Annotated in this window: 18 protein-coding genes; 7 read left to right on the forward strand and 11 right to left on the reverse strand. The window is 57.4% G+C overall.

The features are described from left to right. Positions 1-6 precede the first annotated feature (6 nt). Complete coding sequence (locus OSH03_RS01685) at positions 7-546, reverse strand: DUF2058 domain-containing protein (RefSeq protein ID WP_028013071.1); 540 nt, start codon at positions 544-546, stop codon at positions 7-9. A gap of 140 nt (positions 547-686) precedes the next feature. Here OSH03_RS01685 and OSH03_RS01690 point away from each other — a divergent pair, with 140 nt between their 5' ends. From OSH03_RS01690 to OSH03_RS01700, 3 genes are all read left to right on the forward strand, one after another. Next, complete coding sequence (locus tag OSH03_RS01690; RefSeq protein ID WP_266178082.1) at positions 687-1,145, forward strand: GNAT family N-acetyltransferase; 459 nt, start codon at positions 687-689, stop codon at positions 1,143-1,145. 141 nt (positions 1,146-1,286) lie between these two features. After that, positions 1,287-2,261: a DUF1852 domain-containing protein gene (locus tag OSH03_RS01695; RefSeq protein WP_266178083.1), complete on the forward strand. Its 975-nt coding sequence runs from the start codon at positions 1,287-1,289 to the stop codon at positions 2,259-2,261. A 23-nt stretch (positions 2,262-2,284) separates the two neighbouring features. Next, positions 2,285-3,313, forward strand: a complete 1,029-nt coding sequence (locus OSH03_RS01700) for a methionine synthase (RefSeq protein ID WP_061098288.1) — start codon at positions 2,285-2,287, stop codon at positions 3,311-3,313. 5 nt (positions 3,314-3,318) lie between these two features. On the opposite strand, the gene OSH03_RS01705 is transcribed toward OSH03_RS01700, so the two are convergent. Beyond that, on the reverse strand, positions 3,319-4,251 hold the full coding sequence (locus tag OSH03_RS01705) for a LysR family transcriptional regulator (RefSeq protein ID WP_266178084.1): 933 nt from the start codon (positions 4,249-4,251) through the stop codon (positions 3,319-3,321). Positions 4,252-4,346: 95 nt separating this feature from the next. Between OSH03_RS01705 and OSH03_RS01710 the strand changes: the two genes are divergently transcribed. Beyond that, positions 4,347-4,781 (forward strand): DMT family transporter, encoded by a 435-nt coding sequence (locus OSH03_RS01710; protein WP_266178085.1) that lies wholly within the window; start codon positions 4,347-4,349, stop codon positions 4,779-4,781. A gap of 4 nt (positions 4,782-4,785) precedes the next feature. After that, the gene (locus tag OSH03_RS01715; protein WP_266178086.1) at positions 4,786-5,244 is read left to right on the forward strand and encodes a DMT family transporter; all 459 of its coding nucleotides are present in this window, start codon (positions 4,786-4,788) and stop codon (positions 5,242-5,244) included. Here OSH03_RS01715 and OSH03_RS01720 read toward each other — a convergent pair. From OSH03_RS01720 to OSH03_RS01755, 8 genes are read right to left on the reverse strand one after another with little or no spacing between them, the layout of a single operon-like run. Continuing rightward, the gene (locus OSH03_RS01720; protein WP_266178087.1) at positions 5,241-5,774 is read right to left on the reverse strand and encodes a DUF3833 domain-containing protein; all 534 of its coding nucleotides are present in this window, start codon (positions 5,772-5,774) and stop codon (positions 5,241-5,243) included. The two genes, OSH03_RS01715 and OSH03_RS01720, sit on opposite strands and share 4 nt — an antisense overlap. After that, positions 5,771-6,295 carry a hypothetical protein gene (locus OSH03_RS01725; protein ID WP_266178088.1) on the reverse strand — a complete coding sequence of 175 codons (525 nt, stop codon included), beginning with the start codon at positions 6,293-6,295 and terminating at the stop codon, positions 5,771-5,773. The genes OSH03_RS01720 and OSH03_RS01725 overlap by 4 nt, the downstream gene beginning before the upstream one ends. Beyond that, the gene (locus tag OSH03_RS01730; protein WP_266178089.1) at positions 6,292-6,777 is read right to left on the reverse strand and encodes a DUF2878 domain-containing protein; all 486 of its coding nucleotides are present in this window, start codon (positions 6,775-6,777) and stop codon (positions 6,292-6,294) included. The genes OSH03_RS01725 and OSH03_RS01730 overlap by 4 nt, the downstream gene beginning before the upstream one ends. Beyond that, positions 6,774-7,994 (reverse strand): SAM-dependent methyltransferase, encoded by a 1,221-nt coding sequence (locus tag OSH03_RS01735; protein ID WP_266178090.1) that lies wholly within the window; start codon positions 7,992-7,994, stop codon positions 6,774-6,776. Before OSH03_RS01735 ends, OSH03_RS01730 begins: the two co-directional genes overlap by 4 nt. After that, complete coding sequence (locus OSH03_RS01740) at positions 7,991-8,713, reverse strand: DUF1365 domain-containing protein (RefSeq protein WP_266178091.1); 723 nt, start codon at positions 8,711-8,713, stop codon at positions 7,991-7,993. The genes OSH03_RS01735 and OSH03_RS01740 overlap by 4 nt, the downstream gene beginning before the upstream one ends. A gap of 1 nt (position 8,714) precedes the next feature. Further along, complete coding sequence (locus tag OSH03_RS01745) at positions 8,715-9,974, reverse strand: NAD(P)/FAD-dependent oxidoreductase (protein WP_266178092.1); 1,260 nt, start codon at positions 9,972-9,974, stop codon at positions 8,715-8,717. Beyond that, a complete protein-coding gene (locus OSH03_RS01750) occupies positions 9,971-10,690 on the reverse strand; it encodes an SDR family NAD(P)-dependent oxidoreductase (protein WP_266178093.1) in 720 nt (239 codons plus the stop codon). Before OSH03_RS01750 ends, OSH03_RS01745 begins: the two co-directional genes overlap by 4 nt. After that, a complete protein-coding gene (locus OSH03_RS01755) occupies positions 10,687-11,121 on the reverse strand; it encodes a nuclear transport factor 2 family protein (RefSeq protein ID WP_266178094.1) in 435 nt (144 codons plus the stop codon). Before OSH03_RS01755 ends, OSH03_RS01750 begins: the two co-directional genes overlap by 4 nt. A gap of 258 nt (positions 11,122-11,379) precedes the next feature. Between OSH03_RS01755 and OSH03_RS01760 the strand changes: the two genes are divergently transcribed. Together OSH03_RS01760 and OSH03_RS01765 are read left to right on the forward strand one after the other, a co-directional pair. After that, positions 11,380-11,577, forward strand: coding sequence for a hypothetical protein (locus OSH03_RS01760; protein WP_024908361.1), 198 nt, complete (start codon positions 11,380-11,382; stop codon positions 11,575-11,577). Position 11,578: 1 nt separating this feature from the next. Further along, positions 11,579-12,367, forward strand: coding sequence for a hypothetical protein (locus tag OSH03_RS01765; RefSeq protein ID WP_266178095.1), 789 nt, complete (start codon positions 11,579-11,581; stop codon positions 12,365-12,367). A 74-nt stretch (positions 12,368-12,441) separates the two neighbouring features. Here OSH03_RS01765 and OSH03_RS01770 read toward each other — a convergent pair whose 3' ends face one another. Further along, on the reverse strand, positions 12,442-12,819 hold the full coding sequence (locus OSH03_RS01770; RefSeq protein WP_061098301.1) for a winged helix-turn-helix transcriptional regulator: 378 nt from the start codon (positions 12,817-12,819) through the stop codon (positions 12,442-12,444). Between the last annotated feature and the right edge of the window lie 28 nt (positions 12,820-12,847).

The raw sequence follows: 12,847 nt of genomic DNA on the forward strand, positions 1-12,847 counted from the left end.
CGCGGTTTACCACATCAAATCATCAGGGATTTTGAAGTCCGCGTACGGATCGTCTTCGTCCTGCTCTTCCTGACTGAGCGCGCTGTTTAACACGATGCTGTCGGCATCGCGCTGGGCAATTTTATCGGCCACCACCGCCGGAATGATCGCGTATTCACAGTCGCCGTTTGCATTGAGCACCAGGCGCGCAATGGCCAGACGGCCGTTGATAAGCTGAGTTTGCGTCTGCTTGTCGACCTCAATTTTTTTGATCAGATTGCCGTCGGTGAAGTTAAAGGTGATGTTGCCCTTCGCCACGGTGATGCGGTTCATCTCGATCAGCTGCTTCACCTGCGCTTTAAACTCTTTCGCGAGCACTGCCTGCTTCTGCTGCTCGCTCAGCAGCTTGTCGCGCTCGATCTGCGCCTTCTTGTTCTCTTCTACCGCTTCCCGAGCTTCACGCGCCTGAACGCGTGATTTCTTTGCCGTGCGCTGCACTTTCGCCGCTTTTTTGCTGCTGACTAAGCCCGCTTTCAGCATCTGCTCTTGTAAGGTGAGTTTTGTCATGATCGTTTCTAAACCGGTTGGAAATTTTGGGGATTATACCGACATTAAGCCCGTGCCGAAACATAAGTAAAACATAGGACAACTCACTTTAACTGTCTGATAATTTGGCTGCTGCCAAATAAAGCACACCGGAAACATCCATGATAACGATTAAAGCAGCCGACCTCCACGCGCCTGAATCCCAACGTCTCATTGATAATCTTTCATCTGAACTGGCGGCTATTACAGGGGATCGCGGTACGCGACATTTTAACGTCGACGCCATGATGGCCGAACGCACACTGTGGGTTGTCGCTAAGAATGATAATGGTGATGCCGTGGGATGTGGGGCATTGCGCCCGCTATCCGAACAGATTGCGGAGCTTAAGCGAATGTACTCCGACAGAAGCGAACCCGGTATTGGACAGGCTTTACTGGCTTTCCTTGAAGCCTCTGCGCAACGTTTAGGCTACGGAGAAATCTGGCTTGAAACACGAAAAGTGAATAGGCGCGCCGTGAACTTCTATGAGCGGAATGGCTACAGCGTTATAGACAACTACGGACCCTACATCGGCAGGCAAGAAGCCGTCTGTTTCGCTAAAAAATTCATGATGACCTGACGCGGTCGGAAAATGTGATCAGCATCATGAACTTCGCTCATGTTGCATTGAAATTAAGTCACTTCCCCTGCGCCGCGGGCTCAGGCATAAATTATGCATTGGTAACTTCTTAGCAACATGAACTTAGGATGCATAACCACAATGAGCAAAGCTTTCACATATACCCTTAAGCGCAGTTGCTTCGATGAGAATTACAACCCGTCTGAAAATACGCGTACGACCACCAACTTTGCCAACCTGGCGCGTGGGGAAAAACGTCAGGAAAACCTGCGCAATACGCTGGTGATGATCAACAACCGCTTTAACGCCCTGGCGTGCTGGGATAACCCAACCGCCGATCGCTACGCGGTTGAGCTTGAAATCATCTCCGTCGACCTGAACATAGGCGCGGAAAAGCCGTTCCCGGCCATTGAGGTTTTGCAGACGTACATTGTCGACAAGAAAAATAACCAGCGCATCCCTGGCATTGTCGGGAATAACTTCTCTTCTTACGTGCGCGATTATGATTTCAGCGTTCTGCTGCTGGAGCACAATAAGAACCAGCAGCACTTCAGCGTTCCGGAAAAGTTTGGCAAACTGCACGGCAACATTTTCCGCCATTTTATTAATTCGCCGGAATACAAAGAGAACTTCAGAAAGGGCCCGGTGATTTGCCTGAGCGTTTCCAGCAAAGACACCTACCGCCGCACCGGTAACCAGCACCCCGTTCTGGGCATTGAGTACGCGCCGGACGGCGAGTCGTTAACGGAACTGTACTTCGCCAAAATGGGCCTGAAGGTCCGCTACTTCATGCCGGAGAACAGCGTGGCGCCTTTCGCTTTCTTCTTTACCGGGGACTTGCTGAGCAATTACACCGATCTGGAGTTGATCGGCACCATCAGCACGATGGAGACGTTCCAGAAAATCTATCGCCCGGAAATTTACAACGCGAACTCGGCGGCGGGACTGTTTTATCGCCCGGATCTGAACCAGCAGGATCATTCATTAACCAAAATTGTTTATGACCGCGAAGAGCGAAGCCGCCTGGCGATTGAACAGGGTCGATTTACCGAAGAATATTTCATCAAGCCTTATAAACACATTCTCGAGCAGTGGTCTGATAACTACACGCTTTAATTCATCAAAAAAGGTCTTTTATTATGAAAACATTGCTCCCGACGTCTACGGCTGGCAGCCTGCCTAAGCCGACCTGGCTTGCGCAGCCTGAAACGCTCTGGTCTCCGTGGAAATTGCAGGATCAGGAACTGCTGGCGGGTAAACAGGATGCGCTGCGCCTGTCTCTGGACGAGCAGATCCGTGCGGGAATCGATATTGTCAGCGACGGGGAACAGACCCGCCAGCACTTCGTCACTACCTTTATTGAACACCTGAGCGGCGTCGATTTTGAGAACCGCCAGACCGTGCGCATTCGTAACCGCTATGACGCCAGCGTGCCCACCGTGGTTTCTGCCGTTGCGCGTCAGAAGCCGGTATTCGTGGACGATGCAAAGTACCTGCGCCAGCTCACGGACAAGCCGATAAAATGGGCCCTGCCCGGGCCGATGACCATGATCGACACCCTTTACGACGCGCATTATAAAAGCCGCGAAAAGCTGGCCTGGGAATTCGCCAAAATCCTCAACCAGGAAGCGCGCGAATTAGAGGCCGCGGGCGTGGATATTATCCAGTTTGATGAGCCAGCGTTTAACGTCTTTTTCGATGAGGTTAACGACTGGGGTATCGCCGCGCTGGAACGCGCCATTGAGGGTCTGAAATGCGAAACCGCGGTACACATCTGCTACGGCTACGGCATCAAGGCCAATACCGACTGGAAAAAGACGCTCGGCTCAGAATGGCGCCAGTATGAAGAGGCCTTCCCTAAGCTGCAAACCTCTAACATCGACATCATCTCCCTGGAGTGCCACAACTCCCGCGTACCGATGGATCTGCTGGAGCTGATTCGCGGTAAAAAGGTGATGGTTGGGGCGATTGACGTAGCCACCAACACCGTCGAAGCGCCAGAAGAGGTCGCCGACACCCTGCGTAAAGCGCTGCAGTTCGTCGATGCCGACAAGCTTTACCCGTCAACCAACTGCGGCATGGCTCCCCTCTCCCGTCAGGTGGCTAACGGCAAGCTGAAAGCGCTCAGCGCCGGCGCAGAAATTATCCGTAAAGAACTCGGCGCGTAATTGCCTTACGTTTGCCAGTACGGCGGCGAGCCGAAAAACGCCACGTAATAATCAATCACCGCCCTGACGTTCAGGGGCGGATGACGTGCGTGAGGATAGATCGCCGCAATATTGAGCGGCTCCGTATTGATAGCGCACGCCATTTCCGGCATAAGGGCAACCAGCTCTCCCCGCTGCAGCCTGTCGCCAATAAGCCAGTCCGGAAACAGGACGATCCCCATTCCACCCAGCGCGGCAATGAGCAGCGACTCCGCATTGTTGGACGTCATCAGCGGCGCGACGGGATAGTGCACCCAATTCTCCCCCTTGCGCCGCACCAGCCAGCGGTTAGGGCCAGACGAACCGCGATACACCAGGCATTTATGCTGGCTCAGCTCGGCCGGGTCGGCCGGCACGCCGTGTTGACGCAGATACGCGGGCGAGGCGGCAAGGTGGTAGCGCTGCTGCCCGAAGATGCGGGCGTGGAACGTCGAGTCCGTCAGCGTGCCGATGCGAAAGATGAGGTCGGCGGCATCCCGGTGCGGGTCGATAAAGTCATCGGTCAGCGTCAGCTCTATGGTTAACCGTGGATAACGCTCGGCCAGGCCTGCCAGGCCGGGCGCAACGTGCCTCTGTCCAAAAAATACCGGCCCGTTAATGCGGACCGTACCGGAGGGTTCGGTCGAACGTTCATCCAGCTCCCGGCGCGCCTCTTCGAAGCTATCGACCATCGCCCTGGCATAGCGGATGAAAAGATGCCCGTTTTCCGTGGGGATCACCGCCCGGGTATTGCGGTAGAACAGCTGCTGGCCGAGCGCGTCCTCAAGCTGATGAATAATCCGCGACACCTGCGAGGCGGAAATTCCCTCCCGTCGCGCCACGACGGAAAAGTTCTGCGTTTCATAGACGGCAATAAACAGCAGCAGTGATCGAAGGTTCATGCTTCCGCCATCTGACATTAATGCATTTCCTGCAAAGGTGTTTCCTGCATTATGGCATTTTTCTCACATGTCTACCGACGTAATCTTCTTCGCCTTAATACGGAGGAAGCGTGATGCAGTTTATATTGATTTTACTGGTGATTGCCGGCGGGATGGGCCTTTCCGTCGAGGCGGGTTTGCTGGGGCCGTTAGGAGGAGAAGTGGGCGATTTATGGGCCACGTTCAGCATTTTCGGGGTCGGCGCCGCGCTGACCTTTCTGCTGATGCTGTTTTTTAGCCCGCGCAACAGCCCGTCGTTTTTCGCACAGCCCGGCTGGCAGCTGCTCGGCGGCGTGCTGGGTCCTGTTTACGTTGTCATTCTGACTATCGCCACCCCCGCCATCGGCATCGCTCTGACGATGATCGGCATTCTGGCAGGTCAGGTTTTTAAAAGCCTGATCATTGACCACTTTGGCCTGCTGGGTACGCCGCACAGGAAGATAAACTCAAGACGCATCGTGGCGCTGGTTTTTATTATTGCCGCACTGGTACTGGTTGCGAAGGGGTAACGAAATGACGCTGATTATGATTCTTCTGGCCGTCTGCGGCGGCGCGACGCTGAGCGTACAGGCAGCGATTAACGGACAGCTCGGCAGCAGCGTGGGCGTTTTCAAGAGCGCGTTTCTGACGTTTTCCGTCGGCGCGCTGGTGACCGCCCTGCTCATTTTCTTCTTTGAGCCTAAGCAGACGGTCACGCTGCTGGACGTGCCGAAATGGCAGCTCCTCGGGGCAATGTTTGGCGTGCCCTACATTGTGATCATGGTGCTCGCCGTGCAGCGCATCGGCACCGCCGTCGCCACGGTGGCGGTGATATTCGGCCAGCTCGCCATGAGCATGCTGATAGATAACTTTGGCTGGTTGAACAATCCCGCTATTGCGTTTTCACCGAGCCGTCTGGGCGCGGTGGTTTGCCTGGGGATTGCCCTGTACTTCATCTACTCCAGCAGCAAAACCGGCGATGTTCGCGACTAAGCTTGTGTGTTCCGGGTGAAGAACAGCGTCACCGTGGCGACGGTGACGCCAAATTTCTTCATCTCGGTTTTATTGAACAGATGCGTCTCATCCTGCAGGTACATCCAGTCGTCAAAGTTCAGCAGCCAGGTTTTGCCGTTGGCCTTCACGTTCATGCTGTAATGCCAGTTAAAGGCGTTGCCTGCGGCCTGCCCGGTGGCAACGCCTTCAATATCTCCTGCCGTTCCCTCGTAGCGGTCGTTCCCCACGCGGCGAATGTGCCAGACCCGCTGCTGCTTCTCGCCGTCGTCGTACACGAAGTGCTCGTTCAGCGTCAGCGTATCGCCGATAACGTCCCCGGCAATTTCAACGTGGAAACGGCGGATCTGCTTGCCGCTGCGATCCTGCACCATGCCCCACGCTTCGGTTTTGCCCTGGAAGTAGTGGAAGATATCAAGCCGCGGCTGCTGCTGGCGATACTCGGCCACCTCCGTGCTACAGCCCGCCAGCAGCATCGTGAATGCCAGCGCCAGCGTCAGGATTCGTTTCATTTTTGGCCTCCGATTAGCTGCTGACGCAGCTCAGGATATTGCGTACGGGGATCGAGCCAGATGGCCAGAAAGCGGGTGCTGAACGCTTCCGACTGACGCGGCCCGAGCGGAATAAAGGATGTTTGCGCCGCCGACGCGCGGTACCAGAACTGCCCCTGCTTATCGTTGAGAACAAACGCCAGCTGCGCGCCCGGTCGTACATCCGGCCACAGGGACTGGAGCATCCTTAGCCAGGCTTCACTTTCCGGTTCCTGTGCCAGGATCCCCAGCGCCTGCCACTGGTCGCGGGTCGCCTCAACCAGTTCATCTCGATCTATGTCGCGCGCGTAGGTAATAATCAGCGCCTGATCCCGATCGTCCCGGCCGTAACGGCCATCCGGCGTGCGGAGCTGGGAGGTATAGACCGTGAACGGCCCCCAGGTCAGCGTGGCGTCGCCCACCTTACGCCAGTCCAGCCAGTCGGCGGCCTGGGCGCCGGGAACAGCCAGCGTCAGCCAAAGCAGCAGAACCGCAGCTCTCATTTTTGTCTCCCCATCAGCAGGTGGAAAAACAGCATCAACACCAGCCAGCCCGGCGCCATCCAGCTAACGACGATAAAGGTCGGCTCCAGAAACGTGATGGCGCCCAGCCGCTCGCCAATCAGGTAGGCCACCGGGCCTCCCACGGCCGCCAGCAGGGTCAGCAGCCAGCCGGGTAACGTGGTGGTGCGCGCAAGCTGCGTCCAGACCACGGCGAACATCAGCCACAACGCCACCATCCATAGCGGCATCAGAGCGTCGCCCGTGAAGGCAATCAGCCCCGTCAACGCCCAGAGCGCATCCAGCAGGCTGCCCGCCGCGGCCAGCCCAATGGCGTACAGACGGTATGCCGACGGCAATAACAGGCACGCCAGGATCGCCAGCCCGAGCCAGATAATCAGGCCCTGTTCGCGAAACAGCACCACCAGCGCCCAGTAGAGATCGAACGCGACGGCCAGCAGAAAGACCTGAAGGTAACGTCTCATACGCGCTCGGCGGTCAGCTGCACCACGCTGATGGTGCGGGCGTTAAACCCGGCTTCGCAGTAGCCGAAGTAGTACAGCCACATGCGGCGGAACCGTTCATCAAAGCCGAGCTTTTCAATCTCCTGCCAGGCGTGGACAAAGCGCTGCCGCCAGTGGGCCAGCGTCCGGGCGTAGTCCGGCCCCATGTCGAAAAGATTGCGCACCACGAAATCGGTGTGGCGCGTCATCAGCTCGTTCATCGCCGTAATGCTCGGCAGGAAGCCGCCCGGGAAAATGTAACGCTGGATAAAATCGACGCTTTTGCTGTAGTCGCGGTAGCGCTGGTCCTGAATGGTGATGGCCTGAATCGCCATCCGTCCACCGGGGCGCAGCCGCGCCTGACAGGTACGGAAGAAGGTGGGCAGATAGCGTTGCCCGACGGCCTCAATCATCTCTATCGAGACCAGCTTGTCGTACTGTCCGGTGAGGTCGCGATAGTCGCAAAGCAGTACCTCAACCCGATCCTGCAGCCCGGCGCGGGCGATGCGCTCGGTTGCCCAGATATATTGCTCCTGCGACAGCGTGGTGGTGGTCACCCGACAGCCGTAGTGACGGGCGGCGTATTCCGCCATCGCGCCCCAGCCGGTGCCAATTTCCAGCAGGTGGTCACCCGGGTTTAGCGCCAGCTGGTCGCACAGGCGCGCCATTTTGGCCTGCTGCGCCACGGTAAGATCCTGCTCGTCAGCGGTAAACAGCGCGCTGGAGTAAAGCAGCTCCTTATCCAAAAAATGGGCATAGAACGCGTTGCCCAGATCGTAATGGGCGGCAATATTTTCCCGGGCCTGGGCGCGAGAGTTGCGCCGCGTCCAGTGGCGAAGCCGCTCCAGCGGGCGGCCGAGCAGCCGGAACCCGTTCTCCAGACGACCAAGCACTTCACCGTTGAGGGCCAGGATTTGCAGAAGCGGCGTAAGCTGCGCGGTCTCCCATTCGCCGTCCATCCAGGCTTCTGCGGCGGCCAGGCTACCGCCCGTTAAGACGCGCCAGTAGACGCCGGGGGTGAGGATCTGCACGTCTGCGTGCAGCGCGGAGGATGTCTCGCCAAAATGGAAGGTCTGCGCCCCTTCACGCAGGGTGAGCGAGCCGCCGCGAATGCCGCTTAACAGACGAAACAGCAGCCAACGCGCAATGCGGACGTTGCGCGGGATATCGGGTTCTAGCGCAAAGACGGGATCGGTCATGAGCGTTCACTCCTGCTGACGGGATGGTTATACAGCGGCACGCGCTTGATCCACAGCCTCAGCGCCTGCCAGTAAATGGCGAAAACGGTTTTCAGGGTCATCAGCGGGATGCGCAGCAGCAGCGAGCGCAGCGCCGGGCGGGTCAGAGGCTCCCGCCGCAGGGCCAGCGTGGCGTCAAAGACCTTCGCCTCCTGATGATTTTCAATGTGCATATGCAGCGTGTTGTCCGGGTTGTTGAAGCGCCAGTGGTAGATCATGTCCATCGGGTTGAAGGGGGAAACGTGAAACGCTTTCTCCGTAGGCTCGGCATTTTGCCCGTCGACCGCGTAATAGTGGCGCTCGTTCCACGGCGTGTTGCGCACCTCCGCCAGCACCCAGCGAAGCGTATTTTCCTGGTCATAGCAGTAGTAAAAGTTGACCGGATTGAAATGGAACCCGAAATAGCGCAGCTGCGTCAGAAGCATGACCCGCCCCTCCGGACGTTCCCCGGTCAGGCTCTCCAGCCTGTTCAGCACGTTCTCTTTAAGCGGCGTGCCGAGCGGATAGTCCGCGTCATAGAACGAGGCGGCGGCAAAGCGGTTGCGCCGCACGCCGACGGGCGCCAGCAGCGGCAGCTCATCGAGATCCAGCCAGGCCATAAAAACGTCGTAGCTGAATTCGTGGGTTTTCGGCTGAAGGCGGCGGTGGCGCAATACGCCGTGATAGAGGCAGCTGTTCATCTCAGTTCCCCTCCCCGGCGGTGATTTCATTGACCACGTCCAGCGCGCTGCGCACGCCGTCTTCATGAAAACCGTTGTACCAGTAAGCGCCGCAGAACCAGCTCCGGTGATGACCGTTGATCTCGCCGCGGCGCGCCTGGGCCCGCCAGCTTTGCGGGTTAAACAGCGGATGCTCATAGACAAAGCGTTGCAGGACGAAGCGTTCATCCACCGGCGCGTCCGGGTTCAGGGTGACGCAGAACAGCGGGCTGGCCGCAGGCAGACCCTGAAGAATGTTCATGTTGTAGGTGACGCAGGCGCTGGCCTGCTCCTGGGCGCTCAGGCGGTAGTTCCAGCTCGCCCACGCGCGCTTCCGCACCGGCAGCCAGCGCGGATCGTTGTGCAAAACAACCTCGTTGCGCTGCCAGCCGATATCGCCCAGCACTTCGCGCTCCGCGGGCGTAGGATCCTCCAGCATCGCCAGGGCACTAGCGGAGTGGCAGGCAAAAATTACCTGGTCGAAACCCTGGCTGCCGTTTTCGAGCTGAAGCGTAACGCCGCGCTCGTGGCGGCTCACGCGCTGCACCGGTGAATTAAGATGCAGTTTCAGACGGTCGCCCAGCTTGTCGAGCATGGCGCGGATATACTCCCGCGAGCCGCCCGGCACCACGTACCACTGCGGGCGATGGGTGATATCCAGCAGGCCGTGATGGTGAAAGAAGCGCAGGAAGAGCGGCAGCGGGAAGCGCTTTATCTCCTGCAGCGACGACGACCAGATGGCGGCCCCCATCGGCAGAATGTAGTGGCGCGCAAAAAACGGCGTGAAGCCGTGCTGGTCCAGAAACGTCTGCAGCGTGGCGTTCGGGTCGACCTCTCCTTCAAGCGCCTGTTTCGCCAGGCGGTTAAAGCGGACGATGTCACCGAGCAGCCGCCAGAACGCCGGATTCACCAGGTTTCTGCGCTGGGCAAACAGCGACGTCAGGGTGTGGCCGTTATACTCAAGCCCGGTCTCGGGGTTGTGCACCGAAAAGCTCATCTGCGTTTTTTGCCCGCTGATGCCGAGCTCGCTGAGCAGGCCCATAAAACGCGGGTAGGTGCGGTCGTTGTAGACGATAAACCCGGTATCGATCGCGTATGTGCCCTGAGGTGTTGAGACGTCAACCGTCGCGGTATGGCCGCCGGGGGTGGCGCCCGCTTCAAACAGGGTGACCTGATGGTGCCCTGCCAGGCGCCAGGCGCAGGTCAGCCCGGCGATGCCGCTGCCGATAATTGCAATGTTCATGAGCGCACCATCCTGCGCAGCAGCGCGCGCTGCAGAAACGCGGGCAGCCCGGAGAGCAGCCGCAAAATAAGGCCAAACCCGGCCGGAAACGCGATATGCATTTTGCCTTTCGCCAGCCCGGTACGGATCGCCTTGACCGCCTCGTCGACGCTCACCCTGCCCGGCATGGCGAAATCGTTTTTGCGCGTCAGCGGCGTGTCGACAAAGCCCGGAGAGACGACCGTCACGGCAATCCCCTTTGGCTCCCAGTCCAGGCGCAGACTGTCGGCAAACCAGCTCAGCGCCGCTTTGGACGCGCCGTAGGCCTCTGCCCGCGGGAAGGGAAGCCAGTGGGCCATCGAGCTCACCAGCACCACGCGGTTGCCGGCAGCCAGCTGCGGCTGCAGCGCGGCCAGACAGTTCACCGGCCCGAGAAAATTGGTGTTCATGACCCGCTCCACCAGCGCCGCATCCACCACGCCGCCGTCGAGATATTCGCAGGTACCGGCGCAGAGAATAACCAGATCGGCGTAAACGCCGCTCAGCGCCTGGCGACAGGCGTCCCTGTCTGTCATATCGAACAGGCGAACGGAGAGATTGGGGCAGGTCTGATGCAGCGCTTCAAGCCGCGCCGGATCGCGCCCGCAGGCAATCACGTGGTAGCCGTCAGCGGCAAAGGACTTCGCCAGCCCCGCGCCAATGCCCGAGCTTGCGCCGGTAATCAGCACCGTCTTCATGATTTGACCCTCCGCTTCACGCCGCGTACCGCCCAGCCCAGCAGAGGGAGGTGTTCGTAGATCATCTCTCCCGCATCGTAGAAGTCCCGCTGGCGCGTGATGAGATCGTTTTCGGTGTCCACCACCGAACATCCAGGCAGTTCAAGCGGCTCGCCTCCGGCAATGCGCGGATGCGACCAGTGCATTACCCAGGTGACAACGAACCGGTTCCCGCTGCACAGCGGCGGATCGATGGTAAAACGGCACTTCTCGACATTGGCCAGCAGATGGGTGAAATAGCGCTGAAGCGCGAAGATACCGTCGTGCTCGCCGAACGGATCGATAAGGGTGGCATTCGAATGGTAAAGCCCGACCAGCGCGGACGGCGGCTGGCTATCCAGTGCGACGTAGTACTCAATAAACCGACTCACGACAGAGGGCAAAGTGCTCATGGGTCACATCCTGGCTGTAAACAACGTGGCGTAATCGCATAATTAAAACTTACACAATTAACGTTATTTGTCCAAGTTTGTGATGAGATATTTTTTATTTCATTTACATATCAATAAATTGAAAGTCTTGCAAAAGAGTGGGTTTTGTAGGCCGGGTAAGGCGTAGCCGCCACCCGGCTTTCACTTTCAGGTTATCCTTAAGGCAAACATACCGGTTCTCTTCCAGGCTTATTCTTTTTATTCATAAGGATGCCTGACATGAAACGCTTCTTTCTCTCGCTTTTCTCCAGCCCCGAATCCCTGCTCCAGGTAATGAGCCAGCAGGAAATTATTGAAGCCGTGGAAGATGGCGATCGCATCATTATCGACCAGGACGGGAACGCTTCGGTGAACTACAAAAGCAACGAGGTGCGGCAGGATTTTCTGCGTCACGTCAACACGCTGAAGAGGGCCTGATATGGGAACGGCGATATTTATGGTGCTGATGGTTTGCGGGTACTGGTACACCAGCCGGGACCTGTCGACGCGCTTTAAAATCAAGCGTTCCTTCGGCTGGGACGTCTATTTTCTCGTTGCGCTTTATGGCTGTATTTTCGTTCTGCAGGGCGTAATCGCCACGGGATTACTCTGGCTGCTGCTGTTCACCCTTTCCGCCGCCAACAACGCTTTCCATTTTGCCTCACTGAAATATACCGACTGGCAAATCGACTTTATGAACTGGAGTTTTTTAGGCATTCAGGCGCCGGTGGTCGTAATGCTGGCGTTTGCCATCCTGTTTTGCCTCTACCGCTCTAACTGGGCAGGCAGCGCCAGGCTGGACGGTGAAAGCCGGAAAAAGCTCTACAAGCGTCTTGCCCAGTCGAGCGGTATTGAACAGCTGCTGTACCAGTGTATGGAGCAAGGCGAGCTGGCGCAGGTGACGCTTCGGTCGCGGCGGATTTACATCGGCATGATCCACACCGCGACGCTGGAATATGAAAAAACGGCCAATATTGTGCTGATCCCGATGTTAAGCGGCTACAGGGACGAGAAAACGATGAATCTGCGCATTGAGAATAATTACAGCAAGTGGTATGCGGAGCATGACATCACGCTCGATTCAGAACCCCGCAGCGCCATGTCTTTCCGAAAGGTGATTTTGCTCAATCAGATTGAGAGCATCTCGTTGTTCGACCCCGCCAGCGCCAGCGCGCTGTCCCTGGCGCAGCGGGACGACCCCCCTCTTTCTAAAGAGACATCCCCATAATCCTGAGTATGCTCTGCTGTGAGGGGATGCTAATAACCCGCGTTAACGAACGGCGAATGACAACAGTTATGGCGTCATTCTCCGTTTGGGTTTTTGAAAGAGGTTCCATCGGTAGCCAGGCTCGCATAATTCTCGCGTTTTTCTGCCCATTTCAGCATGGCATCGAGTGCCGGGCATAATGCCTGCCCCCATTCGGTGAGTCGATATTCCACTTTTGGTGGTACCTGAGGATAGACCATCCGCGAAACGATACCGTCGGACTCAAGCTGTCGAAGCTGCTGCGCCAGCATCTTCTGGGAAATACCGGGAATCAGTTTTTCGAAATCAGAGTAGCGCTGCACTTTTCCGTCGAAAAGATGAAAAAGAATAATTAATTTCCAGCGGCCTTCGAGCAGCCGTAATACTTGCTCCACGCCGCTTGCGGCAGATTCCGGACTATATAACTTACTCATAATTTAGTAACTCACTTTTTCGTGCGTA

It is taken from the genome of Enterobacter nematophilus (genome assembly GCF_026344075.1).
Lineage (GTDB): Bacteria > Pseudomonadota > Gammaproteobacteria > Enterobacterales > Enterobacteriaceae > Enterobacter > Enterobacter nematophilus.

What these genes read in the sequence shown, in the direction of transcription:
- OSH03_RS01755 (WP_266178094.1), bottom strand. Translation starts at nt 11,121, where the DNA reads ATGAGCACTTTGCCCTCTGTCGTGAGTCGGTTTATTGAGTACTACGTC.
- OSH03_RS01760 (WP_024908361.1), top strand. Translation starts at nt 11,380, where the DNA reads ATGAAACGCTTCTTTCTCTCGCTTTTCTCCAGCCCCGAATCCCTGCTC.
- OSH03_RS01740 (WP_266178091.1), bottom strand. Translation starts at nt 8,713, where the DNA reads ATGAACAGCTGCCTCTATCACGGCGTATTGCGCCACCGCCGCCTTCAG.
- OSH03_RS01710 (WP_266178085.1), top strand. Translation starts at nt 4,347, where the DNA reads ATGCAGTTTATATTGATTTTACTGGTGATTGCCGGCGGGATGGGCCTT.
- OSH03_RS01765 (WP_266178095.1), top strand. Translation starts at nt 11,579, where the DNA reads ATGGGAACGGCGATATTTATGGTGCTGATGGTTTGCGGGTACTGGTAC.
- OSH03_RS01770 (WP_061098301.1), bottom strand. Translation starts at nt 12,819, where the DNA reads ATGAGTAAGTTATATAGTCCGGAATCTGCCGCAAGCGGCGTGGAGCAA.
- OSH03_RS01750 (WP_266178093.1), bottom strand. Translation starts at nt 10,690, where the DNA reads ATGAAGACGGTGCTGATTACCGGCGCAAGCTCGGGCATTGGCGCGGGG.
- OSH03_RS01745 (WP_266178092.1), bottom strand. Translation starts at nt 9,974, where the DNA reads ATGAACATTGCAATTATCGGCAGCGGCATCGCCGGGCTGACCTGCGCC.
- OSH03_RS01705 (WP_266178084.1), bottom strand. Translation starts at nt 4,251, where the DNA reads ATGTCAGATGGCGGAAGCATGAACCTTCGATCACTGCTGCTGTTTATT.
- OSH03_RS01720 (WP_266178087.1), bottom strand. Translation starts at nt 5,774, where the DNA reads ATGAAACGAATCCTGACGCTGGCGCTGGCATTCACGATGCTGCTGGCG.
- OSH03_RS01695 (WP_266178083.1), top strand. Translation starts at nt 1,287, where the DNA reads ATGAGCAAAGCTTTCACATATACCCTTAAGCGCAGTTGCTTCGATGAG.
- OSH03_RS01700 (WP_061098288.1), top strand. Translation starts at nt 2,285, where the DNA reads ATGAAAACATTGCTCCCGACGTCTACGGCTGGCAGCCTGCCTAAGCCG.
- OSH03_RS01725 (WP_266178088.1), bottom strand. Translation starts at nt 6,295, where the DNA reads ATGAGAGCTGCGGTTCTGCTGCTTTGGCTGACGCTGGCTGTTCCCGGC.
- OSH03_RS01690 (WP_266178082.1), top strand. Translation starts at nt 687, where the DNA reads ATGATAACGATTAAAGCAGCCGACCTCCACGCGCCTGAATCCCAACGT.
- OSH03_RS01715 (WP_266178086.1), top strand. Translation starts at nt 4,786, where the DNA reads ATGACGCTGATTATGATTCTTCTGGCCGTCTGCGGCGGCGCGACGCTG.
- OSH03_RS01685 (WP_028013071.1), bottom strand. Translation starts at nt 546, where the DNA reads ATGACAAAACTCACCTTACAAGAGCAGATGCTGAAAGCGGGCTTAGTC.
- OSH03_RS01735 (WP_266178090.1), bottom strand. Translation starts at nt 7,994, where the DNA reads ATGACCGATCCCGTCTTTGCGCTAGAACCCGATATCCCGCGCAACGTC.
- OSH03_RS01730 (WP_266178089.1), bottom strand. Translation starts at nt 6,777, where the DNA reads ATGAGACGTTACCTTCAGGTCTTTCTGCTGGCCGTCGCGTTCGATCTC.